Origin of the sequence: Uniformispora flossi (genome assembly GCF_049534875.1) — a bacterium.
GTDB classification, from domain to species: domain Bacteria; phylum Actinomycetota; class Actinomycetes; order Streptomycetales; family Streptomycetaceae; genus Yinghuangia; species Yinghuangia aomiensis.
On the sequence record NZ_JBMULZ010000024.1, the window covers coordinates 78,183 to 93,496 of the forward strand.

7 protein-coding genes and 1 pseudogene are annotated in these 15,314 nt (G+C 67.2%); all 8 read right to left on the reverse strand.

The window, feature by feature from the left end:
* Positions 1-17: 17 nt before the first annotated feature.
* The 8 genes and pseudogenes from cas8c to ACPA54_RS34730 all read right to left on the reverse strand — a co-directional run bounded on the left by cas8c (position 18) and on the right by ACPA54_RS34730 (position 15,140).
* Positions 18-1,808 carry a type I-C CRISPR-associated protein Cas8c/Csd1 gene (gene cas8c, locus ACPA54_RS34695; protein WP_423535859.1) on the reverse strand — a complete coding sequence of 597 codons (1,791 nt, stop codon included), beginning with the start codon at positions 1,806-1,808 and terminating at the stop codon, positions 18-20.
* 4 nt (positions 1,809-1,812) lie between these two features.
* Positions 1,813-2,487: a type I-C CRISPR-associated protein Cas5c gene (gene cas5c / locus ACPA54_RS34700; RefSeq protein ID WP_423535862.1), complete on the reverse strand. Its 675-nt coding sequence runs from the start codon at positions 2,485-2,487 to the stop codon at positions 1,813-1,815.
* A 29-nt stretch (positions 2,488-2,516) separates the two neighbouring features.
* Positions 2,517-4,724 carry a CRISPR-associated endonuclease Cas3'' gene (locus ACPA54_RS34705; protein WP_423535864.1) on the reverse strand — a complete coding sequence of 736 codons (2,208 nt, stop codon included), beginning with the start codon at positions 4,722-4,724 and terminating at the stop codon, positions 2,517-2,519.
* A gap of 1,759 nt (positions 4,725-6,483) precedes the next feature.
* Positions 6,484-7,577, reverse strand: a pseudogene (locus ACPA54_RS34710) (integrase core domain-containing protein); the annotation flags it as partial.
* Positions 7,578-7,583: 6 nt separating this feature from the next.
* Positions 7,584-7,799: a hypothetical protein gene (locus ACPA54_RS34715; protein ID WP_423535865.1), complete on the reverse strand. Its 216-nt coding sequence runs from the start codon at positions 7,797-7,799 to the stop codon at positions 7,584-7,586.
* 342 nt (positions 7,800-8,141) lie between these two features.
* Positions 8,142-11,633 carry a DEAD/DEAH box helicase gene (locus tag ACPA54_RS34720; protein WP_423535867.1) on the reverse strand — a complete coding sequence of 1,164 codons (3,492 nt, stop codon included), beginning with the start codon at positions 11,631-11,633 and terminating at the stop codon, positions 8,142-8,144.
* Positions 11,626-12,387 carry a Hachiman antiphage defense system protein HamA gene (locus tag ACPA54_RS34725; RefSeq protein WP_423535869.1) on the reverse strand — a complete coding sequence of 254 codons (762 nt, stop codon included), beginning with the start codon at positions 12,385-12,387 and terminating at the stop codon, positions 11,626-11,628. The genes ACPA54_RS34720 and ACPA54_RS34725 overlap by 8 nt, the downstream gene beginning before the upstream one ends.
* 593 nt (positions 12,388-12,980) lie before the next feature.
* Entirely contained in the window at positions 12,981-15,140 is a 2,160-nt protein-coding gene (locus ACPA54_RS34730) for a KAP family P-loop NTPase fold protein (RefSeq protein ID WP_423535871.1), read from the reverse strand.
* Positions 15,141-15,314 lie beyond the last annotated feature (174 nt).

Genomic DNA, 15,314 nt, shown 5'->3' on the forward strand with positions numbered 1-15,314 from the left:
TCCGGTCGAGTGAAGGGTCAGTCGAGTGCAGCGGCCGCGGCGTTGGCTTCGGCGCGTTCGGCGGCCGCCTGAAACGCCGCTTGGCGCTGTTGGTGGTAGCCCAGGACAAATCGCGCCTGTTGGCGCGGTGACAGCACCGCAGGCAAGACGTCGTTCTCGGCTCCGGTGCCGAAGAGGCCCCAGATCGCGGCGATCTGCTTGTCCAGCGCGACAGCCGCGGCGGGCTGGTCGCGGCGCAAGCGCTTGAGGTGCCCTTTCGAGCCGCGTTCGAGGTTTAGGAGGACGTACCGCGGGGCGGTCATCGCTGTCCCGAAGAACTTGTCGGCGACTGTGGCGTTGGGACCGCGCCGCCGGCCGTCTTGGCCGACAGTACGCAGCGCCAGATGCTGGGCGCTTTCGTACGTGGCGAACAGGCGTCCACACAGATAGGCGGCGTCAGTGGCGTCCGCGTCGAGACCGGGCATGCAAACTCCTTCGTGGGGTGAGCGGGCGAGGATTAGCCGGAGCAGAGCGGTTCTGGGACCGTCGATGTGGCAGTCGGCACGGACACGTCCCAGCAGGTGGGGAAGCAGAGAAGCAGGCGGCGGTGTGCGGTGCAGGGCGCTGTGCAGCAGAGCGTGGTCCAGACCGTGCGGGACCAGTTGCCCGGTGTAGCGGGAAGTTGTCCTGTCCCAGCGGCCGGCTGCCTGGGCCAGGCGCCACAGCGGGTACCAGCGCTGGGCGCGGTTCCAGCCGTCCCAGGTCTCGTGGTCGACGAACCACGCGCCTTGGTTGTCGCGGACGTCGGGGAGCGGCACGTCGAGCCAGTCCTTGACGACGACGCGCGAGCTGTTGGTGCCCAGTGTCAGTGCGTAGAATCGGTCCGGATCGAGGCGGGAGCGGGTCGCACGATTGTGGGCTGCGTCGTGGATCGAGCCGATGAGTGCGCGGACTTGCTCGGGTTTGGGATCGTCCAAGGTGCCCAGTGGATCGGCGTCGGTGCAGTCGCGTGTCCACCACACGAAGGCCGATGACGTTCCCCGGTGCCGGTGTCTCTCGTCGGCGAGCAGGGTGTTGAGGGCGGCCATACCGGTGGAGCCGCATGTGTCGCAGACAGGGGTCTTGGCGAGTTGCAGTGTGTCGTCGCGACCGTGTGCGGAGGCGTTCACGCTGATGAGCTGGGTCTTGCGGACCTGGCCCGAGGTGGGGATCGCGCCGGCTTTGACGCTCTCGGGGAGCGTGCTTAGCAAGGTCCCCTCGGTGCCGCAGACCAGGCATAACCCAACCCTGCCGCCGCCCTTGCGTTCGGCGACAATCTCGCGCCACAGGTTCTGCGCGGATAGACGCAGATGGGCCCAGTCCGCGTCGACCATGATGCCGACCCAGTCGCCGGCGACCAGGTCGTCGGGGATCGGGATGCCGGCCAGTCCGTCTGCATCGAGGAGCTTCCCGATGGCCGTCGCGACAGGGTCGTCGGGGGACGCCGCGACCCAGCGTTGCGCGAGTGCGGCGAACTCGCCGGCGCGACGGTCGGCCTGTGTGTCGGCTTTGGGGGTCTCGTCGCGGGCGACCCCGAGCACGTATTCGGCTGTGTCACACAGCAGCAACGGGGGCGGCAGGGCTCCGGACCGGTAGGCGTCCGGGGCCGGGATGAGCTTGCCGTTCGGGACCTTCGTGCCTTGTGAGGGCCGCAGGTCGACCAAGCCGCCGGGTGCGAGTGTGCCGTCGGCGGTGACGGGGACGAACCAGCGCAACGTCTTGGGTACGTAGTACAGGGGTGGCATGTCTGGGCGGGTGGCAGCGTGTTCGACGAGGCGTTGCAGCAGCATCGGGTCACCGCCTGGCCGTGCGTCGTCCGCCGAGGCCGTGTGTCGGCATGGACACATCGGACCCGTCCAGGGGTTCCTCGGGGACGGTGAGCACACCTCGTTCGAGGCGGGCGCGGAACCAGTGGTACTCCTCGCCGAGATCGGCATAGGCGATGGAGTGCAGCATCACGCCGAGTTCCTCGTCCCGGTCGATCGGGCGCCGTTCGGTAGCGGGACCGAACGTCGCGGCGAACTCGCGGCAGCCCAGGAAGGGTTGAGTAAAGCTCGCACCGCGCTCAACGCGTCGGCGCAGCAGCTCGCGGTACTTCGCCTCGGGGGCTGTGGCGTGCGGCAGGAGTTCGACGTGCGCATGGATCCGGTACGCGACGTCGCGTAGAGCCACGGTGTTGCGCTGGTCGCGGTCCTCTTCGACGTCGTAACGCCGGGTCGGGTCGCGGCGCAATTCCCGGATCCGGGGTTGAGTGATGACGGATTTGACCTCGTTCCGGCGTACGGTGAACCACCGGATAGGGGCGAGGACGTCGATGCGAGTGACGTCGTAGCGGAACTCCGGCTTCCAGAAGATCGCCTCCAGTACTCCGCGAGCCGCGGAGGGGGTCATCACCGGGTAGCTGACCCGTTCGACCTTCAGCTCGGGGCGGGTGAAGCAGGCCAGCGGCCCTGACACCTCGATCGTCATGGGTGGGTGGGGATGGCGATGGCGCGCGGTCACCACATGAACTCCTCTGTGCTTTCGGGCTCTTCAATGTCGATGCCGCGTGCGGGATGGTAGGCGCCTCGCCACAGCAGCAGGTCGCCGATGACCGGGTCAGCGAGGCCTCGCTTCTCAGCGAGGTCGGCTGCTCGACGAGGCAGCGACGCAGTGTAGGGCTGCAGGATGCGCAGCGGCTCCGGGCCGGACGGGTACGGCGACCGGAGTTCACGGACCGCTTCCAGTACGAGGTCCTGCTCGGCTTGGTCGTCGCGCAGGGCGATGATTGGACGACTGGCTGCGTTATCGATCATGCGGAACTCCCGCTCTACGGAGGGGTAGTCCAGGTCGGCGCGCAAGTCTTGGATTCGTTGGCCCAGGCCGTCCTTGCCGAGTCGGCCGTATCGCAGTGCGTAGTAGGCGGTGAGTGCGGCAAGGTCGTCGGGATCGGCTCGGCCTGGCCCGAAGTGGAGCAGGGTGGCGGCGATGGCCTGCTTGTAGGCCTCCCCCAGGGGGCGCCCGCCGTCCCGGGGGTCGAAGACGATGACGCGGCCCAGCCCCGGCAGTAGGCCCTCGCGATTGCCTCGCCCTGCGGCCTGCTGCAAGGACTCTGCGGGCGCGAAAGCACGGAAGACAAGGGGGAAATCCACATCGACGCCGGCCTCAATGAGCGGTGTGGCGACCAGACAGACCGGGAGTCCGGCGGTGAGGCGGGACCGGACTTCCGTCAAGACCTCGCGGCGGTGCTGCGGGGCCATCCGCGTCGACAGGTGGAACGCATCTTCCGGGCAGGCAAGTTCGATCTCCAGGACTCGGTGGACGGTTGCGGCGTTCGCTGTGGTGTTCACGATGACCAGCGACTGGCACTCGGCGGCGGCTTCGGTCGCGATCTCGGTCAGGGAGGGCTGCGGATCGAGCCGCCACTCGTAACGGACGCGCCGCAGCGACGCGTACAACGGCGCCGGATCCGGGATCACGTCACGGACGGGGACGGACTCGAAGCCTGACACGGCCATGAAAGCGGGCTGCGTCGCCGACGCCAGCAGGACGGTCGTCCCGTAGTGGTCACATAGGCCCTGCAGCACCGACAGGATCGGCATCAGCAACCGGTCCGGAAGCGCCTGGACCTCATCCAGCACGATTACGGCGCCAGCGAGACGATGGAGCCTGCGCATCGCGGCGGGCTTGCGCGACAACAGCGACTCGAACAGCCGGACCGTCGTCGTCATGATGAACGAGGCATCCCAGTTCTCCGCGGCGAGCTTCGCGCCGAGGGGCGCCGAGGGGCCGTGCAGATCGACCGAGCTGTGATGCTCCAGGAGCACTGGCGCAGCGTCCCCTTCCTCCGCGATCAACTGGCGGTAAACGGAAGCGTTTTGCTCCGTGATTGAAATGAACGGCACCGCAACCACGACCCGACGCATGCCCCACGCAGCGGCATGATGCAGCCCGAACCCGCCTGCGGCGAACGTCTTCCCGCCGCCGGTGGGCACCGCGAGACGGTGGATGCCCGGGGGCGTCCGAGCCGCGGCGACACTCGCCGCATACACCTCCTCGCGCAGGCTTCCCACCGGACTCCCCCGCCGGCCTGCGAGGGCTTGGGCGCGACCACGCTCGAATCGTCCGACGAGCTCAGCCATCGGAGGCGCCGTGCCTTGCGGCGTGTCCGGGGCGAAGTGGAGCTGCGTGTCGAGGTAATCGGCGTCTACGACGCAACTGAAGAGCATGCGGATCAACAGGTCCAGCGTCAGAGGGAGTTCATCGCGCGAGCATCCCTCCAACCAGGGCGGGAGCGCTACAGGAGGCGTCGCGAGGATCTCGGGGACCAGAGCAGCCGCGCTGTCGATCGACACCTGCAGCGCATCCAGCCTGTGCTTGGCCTCGTCGAGTTCGTCCCTGAACTCCTCGTCACCGGTCAGGCCTCCATGGTGTCCGAGCACGATCCTCGCGAACGTCATCGGGAGCGCCTGGCTCACCAGCCATGCGCCGGCCAACTTGTGATCGCCGCCGACACGCCCCCTACCGAAGGCCTCCGCTACCAGGAGTCGACGCTGCCAGGCACAGTCGGCCTTCCCGACATCGTGAACCAACCCCAGGAAAGCCGCAGGCGCCTCACACCCGAAGCCTGCGCCAAAGGCCCCGCTCCGGGCCGCAGTCCCGCGCGAATGGTCGTCCAGCCGGTGGCGAACGCCCGAGTCGTTGGCGCTGTGCGCCCACACCAGCACGGGAACCTCCCAAGAAGAGCTCATGATCGCAAACCGGATGCGCCCTCAAACGACACCAACTGCCGCGAGGGGTCACCGACAGCGACCCTAAGCCGACACAACGCCACCCCGAAGCGAAACCGAGCAACTCGCCACCAGGGGCTTCCTGCGGAACCTGAAGCACACATACGACACGCGGGTCGCACCGAAGCTGAATGCCGAAGTTGTCCGTTATTGCGGATTGAACCGATGCGGCCGGAAGTTGGGGCCAACGCGGTTTGCCCTGCACAATCAGGTGGCGGTCGCCTTTCGGAGCGGCCGAGGATCGCAACTTCCCGGCCCGGGTGGGCGGGCGCAGCGCACTCATGTGGCGGTCGCCCTTCGGAGCGGCCGAGGATCGCAACCGCAGCATGTTGCCCATGCGCGGGAACCGCACGGTGTGGCGGTCGCCCTTCGAGACGACCGAGGATCGCAACGGTCAGTTCGAGCCTGCCCAGCTCGGGAACTATGGTGGCGGTCGCCCTGCAGGGCGACCGAGGATCGCAACGGTCTCAAGAGCTTCTTCGTGGGGGTCGACTTCCCGTGGCGGTCGCCCTAGCAGGCGAGCGAGGATCGCAACCGAAATTGCGTCGGATATTCGTTGAAAGCGTCCCAGTGGCAGTCGCTCTTCGGGGCGACCGAGGGTCGCAACACGACGGCATACGCCCGGTCCCGGTCGAGCGGGAGTGGCGGTCGCACGACCGAGGATCGCAATGACGAGATGGTCGGCATGACCGTCCTCAACCCCCGCCTGGCGGTCGCCCTGCCGGGCGACCGGGGATCGCAACCAGGACGGCCAGTCCTGGCTTCGCTCCGCGCACGTGGCGGTCGCCGTTCGGGCCAGCCGAGGATCGCAACGTGCGTCCGGCCGCCGACGCAATCGACTGGAACGACGTGGCGGTCGCCCTTGGCGGCAACCGAGGATCGCAACGGCCGCCCGGTCATCGTGCACAATGGCATCCCGCTGGCGGCGGTCACCCTTCGGGGCGATCGAGGATCGCAACTCCTGGTCCTTGCCGGCGGTCGTGGTGTCGCCGGTGCGGAGGTCGCCCGTCGGGGCGACCGAGAATCGCAACCCCTCCGTCGAGCAGCTGCTCATGCTGGCCGACCATGGCGGTCGCCCTTCGGTGCGACCAAGGATCGCAACATCGAGCGCTTGTGTGTCCACACCAAGGGCCGTGGTGGCGGTCGCCCTTCCGGGCGACCGAGGATCGCAACATGACGGCGGGTGAGTCCGATTCGACGCCGCGCACCGTGGCGGTCGCACTTCGGGGTGGCCGAGGATCGCAACACGATCCGGTACGAAGGCGCGCCGGAGCAGGCCGTGTGGCGGTCGACGTTCGCAACGACGAGACCCAGGACGCAAACCCGGTGCTGGCCAGGCGCGATCGCCCTTCGGGACGACCAAGGATCGCAACTACTGGGCATGCGGTCTCCACGACAGTGCCCCGCGTGGCGGCGGTTGCCTTCCGGGGCGACCGAGGATCGCAACGCCCACACACGCCAGTCCCCGGCGCGGGCAATCGTGGCGGTCGCCCTGCGGGGCAACCGAGAATCGCAACGTCCGCCAGTCCGCCCCGTCCCACACGATCACGTGTGGAGGTCGCCGTTCGGGGCGGCCGAGGGTTGCAACGGCGTGCTCCTGGCCGTCGTCACCGATGTCGGGCCCGCGGCGGTCGCCCTTCGGGACGACCGAGAATCGCAACGCCGTGGGTGCCGAGAATTCCATCCGTGCAGGTAAAGCGGCACGTCGGTATTCATGGATGGTGCCGCCGAGTCGGTCGTGCCGGCGTATGCGCAGCCGCTGGAGTTCGTCGGGGTCGGTGATCGGTTCGGGCACCGCGCGTAGCGGCGCCGCCTGGTGAAGCACGCGATGCGTCGGTGTCGGTTGTAGTACTGCTCGAACTGGCGGAGTGCGTGGAGCAGGTGGCGCTGGTTCCAGATGAGGGTGCGATCGAGGAGTTCGTGGCGGCAGGTGCGGACCCAACGCTCCATGACCGCGTTCATCCGAGGGGTGCGCACGGCGGTCAGGACGGTGCGAATACCGGCGTCGGCGAGGATCTCGTCGAACGGCGCAGGGAACCTGGTGTCCCGGTCGCGGATCAGGAACGTGTCCCTGGCGCCCTCCTCTTCGAGGTCCGCGACCAGGTTCCGGGCGGCTTGGGCTACCCATGCTGCGGTCGGGTGCGGTGTGGCGCCGAGGACGCGGATGCGCCGGGTGGCATGGTCGACGACCGCGAGGATGTACTGGCGTCAACCGTTCAGCGTGGCCGTCTCAAGGAAGTCGCACGCGAGGAGCGCGTCGGCTTGCGAGCGCAGGAAGTCGACCCATGTCGCCCTTCCACGTTCGGGGGCCCGGTCGCTCCCTGCGCCCCTGAGGACCTCCCAGACGGTGGACGCGGCGACGCGGATCCCGATCATGGCCAGCTCGCCATGGATGCGGCGGTAGCCCCAGGCCGGATTCTCTCGGGCCAGACGCAGCACGAGGACGCGGATCGAGCGGACCGTCGGCGGGCGTCCGGGTCGCTTCGGACGGGATATCGCCGCGTGGCGTCCGCGGACGAGGTCGCGGTGCCAGCGCAGTACCGTGTCCGGATGCACGGTCAACCGCAATCGGCGCAGCACGCCGCGCGGCAGCGAGTGCACCAGCGCCGCGCGCAGAGCCCGGTCCGGCACCGTGAACCGCGTTCGCCGGTTGCCGAGTTGCCGTTCGAGGACGGTGATCTGGTGGCGCAGGGCCAGGATCTCGATGTCCTTGTCGCGGTCGCTCATCGGCACCATCCGCAGCACGGCGAACGCGTTCGTCACGGCGAGGTAGGCGAATCGGAGCAGCACGGACGATCATGCTGCCGCAGCCGTGATCACCGAGCCAACCACGCTCACCTCACCGGCTGCCACCTGCGCGGACGGAGCTCTCGGCACCCACAGTGTTCGCACTGCGGTGAAGACGGTGCGGATGGCGGCGTCGGCGAGGATCTCGTCGAACGGGGCGGGGACCTCGGCGGCCCGGTCGTGGATGAGGAACTTCCCTGTGACGCCAATGTCTTGCAGCTCCATGACCAGGTTCCGGGCCACTTGAGTGACCCAGTGTGGTCGTCCGGAGTATTTCGGGCGGAAGGAGGCCGCGTGGCGGCGACGAACCATGTCCCGGCGCCAGCACAGGACAGTGCCCGGCCGAATGGTCAGCCGCATGCCGCGCAGCGCCTCGCGCGGCAACGGGTGAAGCAGTGCCGCGTGCCAGGCCCGGTCCGCCTGAGTGAGCCTCGGCCTCACGTCCCCAAGCCGACGTGGACGCGCACAACACTATGGCCGACTACTTCTTCACCGACAGCCCAGCCGTCGACTCGATCATCGTCGCCCTGGCCAGTGCCTGCCACAATGCGGCGGTCGACCAATAAATCAGACAGGGTGTTTGAGGTCGGACGGTCCCCAGTAGCTGAGCTCGACGGTGTTTCGCGTCGCGGTTCCGGTGACGGTGAGCAGTCCGCGGCGACCAGGGTTGAGCGGCATGTCGAGTACGCCGACGCGCCGGGCATCCGCTGTCTCCAGGACGGTGACGAACTCGACGTCTGGTGGCGAGACCGCCCGGTAGGGCGCCCCGCTTTCTGGGGTATGCGGTCCGAGCCAGGTCACGGTGGCGAACTCGACGGTGTGGATCCACGTCTTGACGAGGGTTGTCGCGGTTCGGTTGACGAAGGCGTTCCACAGTTCGTGGGTGGACGGGGTGGGCCAGGCGGGGTTGTTGGTGCGCAGGCGTACGTGCTTGGAGTTCAGCCACTGGTGGAGCTGCGTCAGTGTTTCGAAGTGCCCGTTCGCGGACTGCACGGCAGCAAGCGCGCCGGATCGTGTCGGGAAGCCGGCCCGCATGAGCAGCGCGGCCGATCTGTTGAGCGTCCCGGCCTCCACGGCTGCGACCGCAAGCCCCTGGGCTGGGTCGGTTGACGCCCATGGGTCGGGGTTGGCACTGTCGTGCGCGGCTGCGCGAACCCGGACTGCCTCAAGGGCCCACGGCAGCCGATAGGCGAGCGTGTCTTCGATGAACTCCATTCGTTCGTCCGCGTTGGTGGCGTTGATCTCCGCCACCGGCATGCCCTGCATCCATCCGGCCAGGATTGCCTCCCAGCCTGTAGGACGCACTCTCGGCGCGAAGGGGTGGATGTCGAGGGCGATGGCAGCAAACCGGGTCACGGCCTCGATCGCGGCTTCGTCGTCGCCGGTGAGAATGCCGAGGTTCGCATCGTCCAGGTGCCGGTTCAGCGCCTCGGCGTGCGCGTCGAGCTGGAGCCCGGTTTCCAGCCCCACGCCGGCGAGGTAGTAGCCGCGGCGCTGCGCCGGGGTGGTCTGGTTCCACAGGACGCGGGCGCGAGCCGCAAGACCTGCTCGCAGTGCGCGTTGCGCCGGGTCCTGCCGCCGGGCGATGCTGCGTGCCCACAGCGAGGATGCCAGCGCAGTATCGAGCGCCGCTTCGATGCCGTTCTCGGTGAGGTCTGCCTCGCCGAGCAGACTCAGCAAGGCGCAGTCCAGGCTTGCGATCTGGGCCCGCCATGCCTGGCGATCCGATTCCGTGGCTTCCTGCACGCCGTGGGACACGTCGGGGAAAACCCACGCGGCGTTGCCGGCCACGTACTCAATCAGGGCGTCGAGGTCTTTGGTGCCGAGCCTGTCCTGCATCTTGCTCAACAGCCGTATCACGAGCTGCATCAGCCCACTCTGCATATCCCGCAGCGCGGTGTTCGCAATCAGACGCGTCCATGCCTTCCTGGCCTTGGGGACGTTCTCGTACATCGGGTGGAGCACGATCCCCGCCGAGTCGACGAAGGCCCTCCCGGCCCGGCCGATGATGTTGCGGAACTCGGAGGGTTCGATCACCTTCTTGTTGCGCCAGATGCTGTGGACCACCAACGCGCTGGCTGACAGGTTCAGGCCTTGAGCGAGTGTCGGCGAGGACACGGTGATCTTCAGCGTTCCCTGCTGCAGGAGCCGCTCCACCTCCTTCCGATACGGCGTGGGCAGTGATCCGTGGTGGATAGCCACGCCGAGTCGCAGGCAGGCGAGGATGGGATGACCCGGCCCGAACCACTCATCGCCAATCGCCAGCGCCGTGCTCAGCAGATCGGGGTCACCGTCGAAAACGCCTCGAAGCGCGCTCTGACGATGCAGGGTGACGATGGCCTTGGCGAACGCGGTGACCGACACTTTCTGCGGGCAGAAGATGAGCACCGTCTGGCCATCGTCGACGAGTTGCCACGCGGTTGCCAGCGTCAGTTCCTGCTGATTCTTCGGGAAGGAAGCCCTGCGCCCAGACGGCACCCTCGCTTCGAGGAATCGGGGTACGAACGGCTCTTCGTCACCGACCGTGACACTAAGTCGGGCGTGGTCGCCACGCCAGGTCACCTCGCCGAAGCGGAGCTTCGTCGGCCGCCAAGGGCTCGCGATCAGCCCGTCCGGGCGGTCGTCGGTCAGCCAGCCGACAAAGTCCTGGATCTGCTCGCCAGTGGGGAGGATGGCTGACAGGCAGATGATGCGTCGACCGTCGGCGTCAGGGCGGCGCAGGAGCCGCTGCACTTGGACCTCGTAACGCACCTCCCGCTCGCCCTCGCCGATCATGTGGCCCTCGTCGAGGACCACCAGTCCGACGTCGTTCAGCAGACTGGGGTCGTTGCGGAGCGCGAAGTCGAGCTTCTCCGGTGTGGCCACGATGATGTCCCGCTCGCGCAGCAGGTCTTCGTCCAGACCGCTGGCGCCCGTGGTGCCGTAGAGCGTGGAGACAGTCTTGCCCAGCGGGACGAAGGTGCGCTCGAGCGCCCACTCGGTCTGGGCGGACAACGCTCGCAACGGGGTCACGAACACCACCCGCCGGCCTTCGGCCAGGCACGCCAGGATGCACATCTCGGCGATGCGAGTCTTGCCGGCACTGGTGGGCAGCGACAGTACGAGGTTGTCGCGAGTGTCCAGCACGCGTGTTGCCGCTTCAAGCTGGGACGGCCACAGATCGATCTCGGATCGGCTGCGGCGGAACAGCGAGGCGATGAACATGGTGCGCAGCCGATCCCACTCCCCGCCGCTGGCGGGGCCAGTGGGGAGAACGGTGTGGAAGCTGGATCCCCACAGCCCGCGAAGCAGGTGAATGGCCAGGCGGTGGCACCACCACTGGGGAACCATGTCCAGCTCGCCAGCGGCATCCAGGCCGACCTGCAGCCTGCCGAGCGCATCATCCAACAGCGCAGCCTCGCCGCGTTCGAAGGCCAGCATCGCCACACTGACTGCTCGGACGAAAGCATCGGTCAGCGCCAGATCAACCACATCCGTCACATCCGGCCCCGCCTCGTCATCGCCCGCGTCGGAGTCCGAGGGCTCGAACGCGGCCGCCAACGTCTGCACGAGATCGGCGTCGGAGGCGGCACCCTGCTGATTCGCAACCAAAGTGGTCAGACCGTCGAGGTCCCGGCGCATCAGGAGGACCAGACAGCGCTCGCTCGCGGTGAGGTTGGACGTGCCCTGGGCGGCGTTGAGCAACGAGAATGCCCGGGCGGAGAACCTGCCTAGGTGATACGCGCCCGCGGCCACAACCCGGTGGAAGCCTTGATCGGCGGTGGCCGGTCCGCGGGCAATGACGGCCTCGATCGCCGTCGCGGCGTTCTCGAACGCTTGCCTGCTCAACTCCGGGGAACCATCGGCTTCGAGGAGCCGAATCCCGTGCCCGAGCAGGGAGTACCCGTAGGACAGCAGGTCGTAGCTGAGAATGGCAGGGAACGCCGGTGCGTTCGGTGGCAGCACCCCGTTCTGCCAGATCATGCCCCGCGCTTCGCCTCGGGCCAAGAGCCGGTTGCGGAACCCCGGCGCTGTCGCGGCACGAACGGCCGCCTCGATCACCTCGGCGCTCTCAGGCATCAGCGACCACCTTGTCGTAGACCGCTGCGACGAACTCCTGGTGGCCGCGGACCTGCAGGCCCACCACAAACCGGCGAATCGCCCCGCTGTATGCCTTCGTGTTGGTTCGCAGCAGGTTGCAGGGGTTGCCGCCAGTGAAGGTGAACAGAAGCTGTACTACCTGCTGCTCAGTGATCCCGTGGACCAGCAGTGCAGCGTCAACGGCGCGCCCAAGGGCGTCGTCCCCCTGCTCGTGGAGGCGTTCGGCGACGAACTGCAACGCGTGCGGGGATGGGCGCCCGTCGTCGCCCTGCAGAGCGCGGTCCGCATCCTCGACGGTCCTCATGTCAAGGCTGGCGATGCTCTTCGCCTCGCCCTTGAGGAACTGCACCGCCCCCGAATCCGGAAGACGTACGCCGATGATGTCGTCTCCTCGCATCGCCATCTCGCGGTGGTCCTTCCATCGCAGCCGGGACACGGTCGGGTAGCCGAGCTCGCTGGTGACGATCTGCGCTCCGATGATCTCCCCGAGATCTCCGGACCGGGCTTTTCGACCAGTGGGAAGCCTGCTTTTGAGGAAGGTCGCAGCGGCCGGCTTGCCAAGGCTTTCGAGGATGTCGGCGACACGCTTGGGCGATACGTACGCCCCGGGGACGGCCTCCGCAGCCCAGTGCACGCCGACCTCGACGCCGTCCTGGGTGGCGACCATATGCCGGAGGAGGTGGCTCCCCACCTGCTCATCGGTAGACCTCACCCACGCCTGAAGACTGGCCATCCGCACATGATTTCAGACCAGCCCTCACTAAGCAGACGAACGTACGTGCTGCACACACGGGACTGAGCCAGTCCAGCGGCATCGTCGCTCGTCGCGGTGTCGGCGAGATGCCGGATCAAGGTGGACTTCCCGAAGCGCCACCGTGCGCTGCCTGAACTGTACGGATGACATTCTCGGCAGGCACAATCTGCCACCTGACCTGCGCGGATGGCATTGTCAGCAGGTACAGAGCCGCCACACGCGACCGACATGCCACCCGAAGCCCGCATGAGTCCCCGCAACGATTGCGGCATCGCGTGGGACGCACGACCCCGTCCAACGGAGCAGATGCCAGGACCCAGGCGTCGGCGTCGGCGTCGACGTAGCGTTAAACCCTCGAGGACCCCCGACAAAACCGTCATCAACCTGGGTCCAGAGGCCCAGGCGCAGCTCATGTTCGTTGTCGGAGATGCCGTTGCCGGTGACCAGGATGAGCAGGACGAGAGTGCCGACAACGATGCTGTGCTTGCGGCTGACGATCTTCTTGGGGCCTGGGGAGCGTAGGCCATGAGCGGTATGTTGATCGCATTCATGGGCGGGAGAATTCTACTGCGCTACGACGCCGCAGTCGATGTTGCGGCTGGACCGGCTGTCCGTCGTCGGCGCAGCGCGGTCAGGGCGCCGACGCGTCGCTGCCCTACGGACGGTCGCCATGAGCCGTTCTCGGTTGGCGGTGCGTCCGGCGCCGCATCGATTTCCGTAGTCAGTCGGCTGAACGTGTAGTCCAGGCCGACGAGTTGTTCGACGCTCATCAGCATGGAGCTGCTACTCATCTCGAAGTTCGCGGCGTCGACCATGAGGCGTGCGACGAGATCGAGCAGAGACCATGCCCCGCTCTCGATGGTTCGGCACATCGAGGGCTGAGCAGCCGCCGGCTCGAATGTGGGCCAGAGCCGAAGGAGGGTGACTTCGTGGTCGGTCAGCTCGGGAATCGCACGCGTCGATGCCAGGGCCGCATGATGTTCGAACATATCCACAAGCCGCGCGCGGACGGACGTCACCCAGGTCTGCAAATCAGACCGAAGTGCCCAAGTGGCGAAGCCCTGATCGGGGGCGACGACACGTCCGAGGGCGTGAAGCGCAAGTTCGAAACCTGCCGCGGTGCTCGCCATGTCCACTAGCACGCTCTCCCGGAGGCCAATCGGCAACGCGGCGAGGAGTGCCCCAGCCCCGTACTGCACGGCACGGGTCGGGTCGAGGAAGCCAAGCGGTTCGACCGTGGAAGCCACCGCGGGGTAGTGGTTCGCGAACAGCAGGAGAAGTTCGCTGTTGGGGAGCGGGTCGCCATGTTGGTGGCGTTCCACGAGGCGCCTGACGATCCTGGCTGTGTCGTCGATGAACCGGCTGCGGAACTGAAGCAGGGACGCGCCTTGCGCACCGGTCGCAAGTTGCTGCAGTGCCTCGTCGAAGACGGCTTCAGGAAGGTCGTCCGCGGGTACTCCGAACGCGAAGTACCGGTCGAAGTAGTCGGCTGTTCCGACGCCGCGTCCTGGGTAGCTGGAGAAGGCTCCGACGGGCGGCACGGTCCTTCCAACCACCGGAAAGAGCAGACGTAAGAGGTAGAGCACGCCATCGCAGTGTGCTGGCGCCACCCCTGACCCGTCGAGTAGCGACCGCCACAGCCGTTCCTGCACGTCGGGGTCCTGAGCCGGCAGGATCAGCTCACCCAGGAGCAAGGCTCTTGAGCGAGCAAGAGTGGCGTACAGGACCGGCTCCGTGGTGCGTAGGAACGTGACCAGCAGAAAGTCGATCACATCCACGTTGCCCATCACGCTCGCGAAACCGGCGTCGACCTGCGCGAAGTACCGCTTGATGGCACGCGGGGTGTCCAGGCGATCGGCCAGCTGAGCGTCGTACGCCGCCCGAAGTCGTTCCATGTGGTCTGGCCTGAGCTCGAACCCGTGGGATGCGATCAGGGCATCTATGGCCTGTTCGACGAGTGCCAACACGTCCCTGCTGCGAAACGCGGGAAGGTCGAGGCGAATCTGGACCATCTTCTCCAGGAAGTCCCGTGCCCGGGACTCGTCGTCGCTGACGAGGTCCGTCCGACGCAGGACATCCAAGAGGGTGCGTTCGTCGTACCCCAGCAGGTAGTGAACATTCGGCAACCGGCCGGCGAGACGTACCAACTTGAAGACCAAGAGGAGTTCACTGGGCGTCAGGCGATCCAGGTCGTCCATGATGACCAGGACTGAGGTGTCCGCCTTGCGCAGGGCTTCCGACGCCCGACGTTGGAGGGCGGACGCGCTCGCGTCGCCAGCGACCACGTCGGCTGCCTTCTCCACGACGACGCTGCCGTCCACACCGAGAACCGTCACGACCTTGCCGACCGGGCTGATGGCCTTCACGTACCGTGCGAGGGTTTCACGCGCTTCGGACCAACGTTCCTTCCTCGGCAACGCTTCTCGAATCTCTGCGAACAGGCCGTGAGCGATGGACTCAAGGTCCGGATACAGCCATGGATTGAACTCCGCGACCACCCAGGACCGCTGGGACGTCCCGGACTGCTGCACCTGGGACCGGATCATGTCGAGCACCGACGACTTCCCCGACCCCCACGGGCCCACCAACGCTGCGACAGCGGAGTCCGTCTGTTCACGCGCTCGGTTCAAGACGGACACCGCATGTGCGGCATACCGCGTCCGGTCAAGGAGATCCGGCCTGTCGGCCGACCCGTCGGAGGGGCTGTCGTCGAAGAAGTTGCGGAGGGTCACACGCGCCATTCTCGACAGGAGAATGGCGCAACGTCCTGCTCTTGCAGGAAGCGGCGGCAATCCACCGAAGCGCTCGCCCGGCCGCAGCGACAGCTGGTCGTCGGGAGCGGAGAGAAATACGACGTCGAACCCACCTCGCGCGATGACAGCTCACTGAGCGGGCTTCGGTGACAA

Excerpts from the sequence above, each read along its gene's own strand:
- cas8c (WP_423535859.1), bottom strand. The coding sequence starts at position 1,808 with ATGCTGCTGCAACGCCTCGTCGAACACGCTGCCACCCGCCCAGACATG.
- ACPA54_RS34715 (WP_423535865.1), bottom strand. The coding sequence starts at position 7,799 with ATGGAGCTGCAAGACATTGGCGTCACAGGGAAGTTCCTCATCCACGAC.
- ACPA54_RS34725 (WP_423535869.1), bottom strand. The coding sequence starts at position 12,387 with ATGGCCAGTCTTCAGGCGTGGGTGAGGTCTACCGATGAGCAGGTGGGG.
- ACPA54_RS34720 (WP_423535867.1), bottom strand. The coding sequence starts at position 11,633 with ATGCCTGAGAGCGCCGAGGTGATCGAGGCGGCCGTTCGTGCCGCGACA.
- cas5c (WP_423535862.1), bottom strand. The coding sequence starts at position 2,487 with ATGACGATCGAGGTGTCAGGGCCGCTGGCCTGCTTCACCCGCCCCGAG.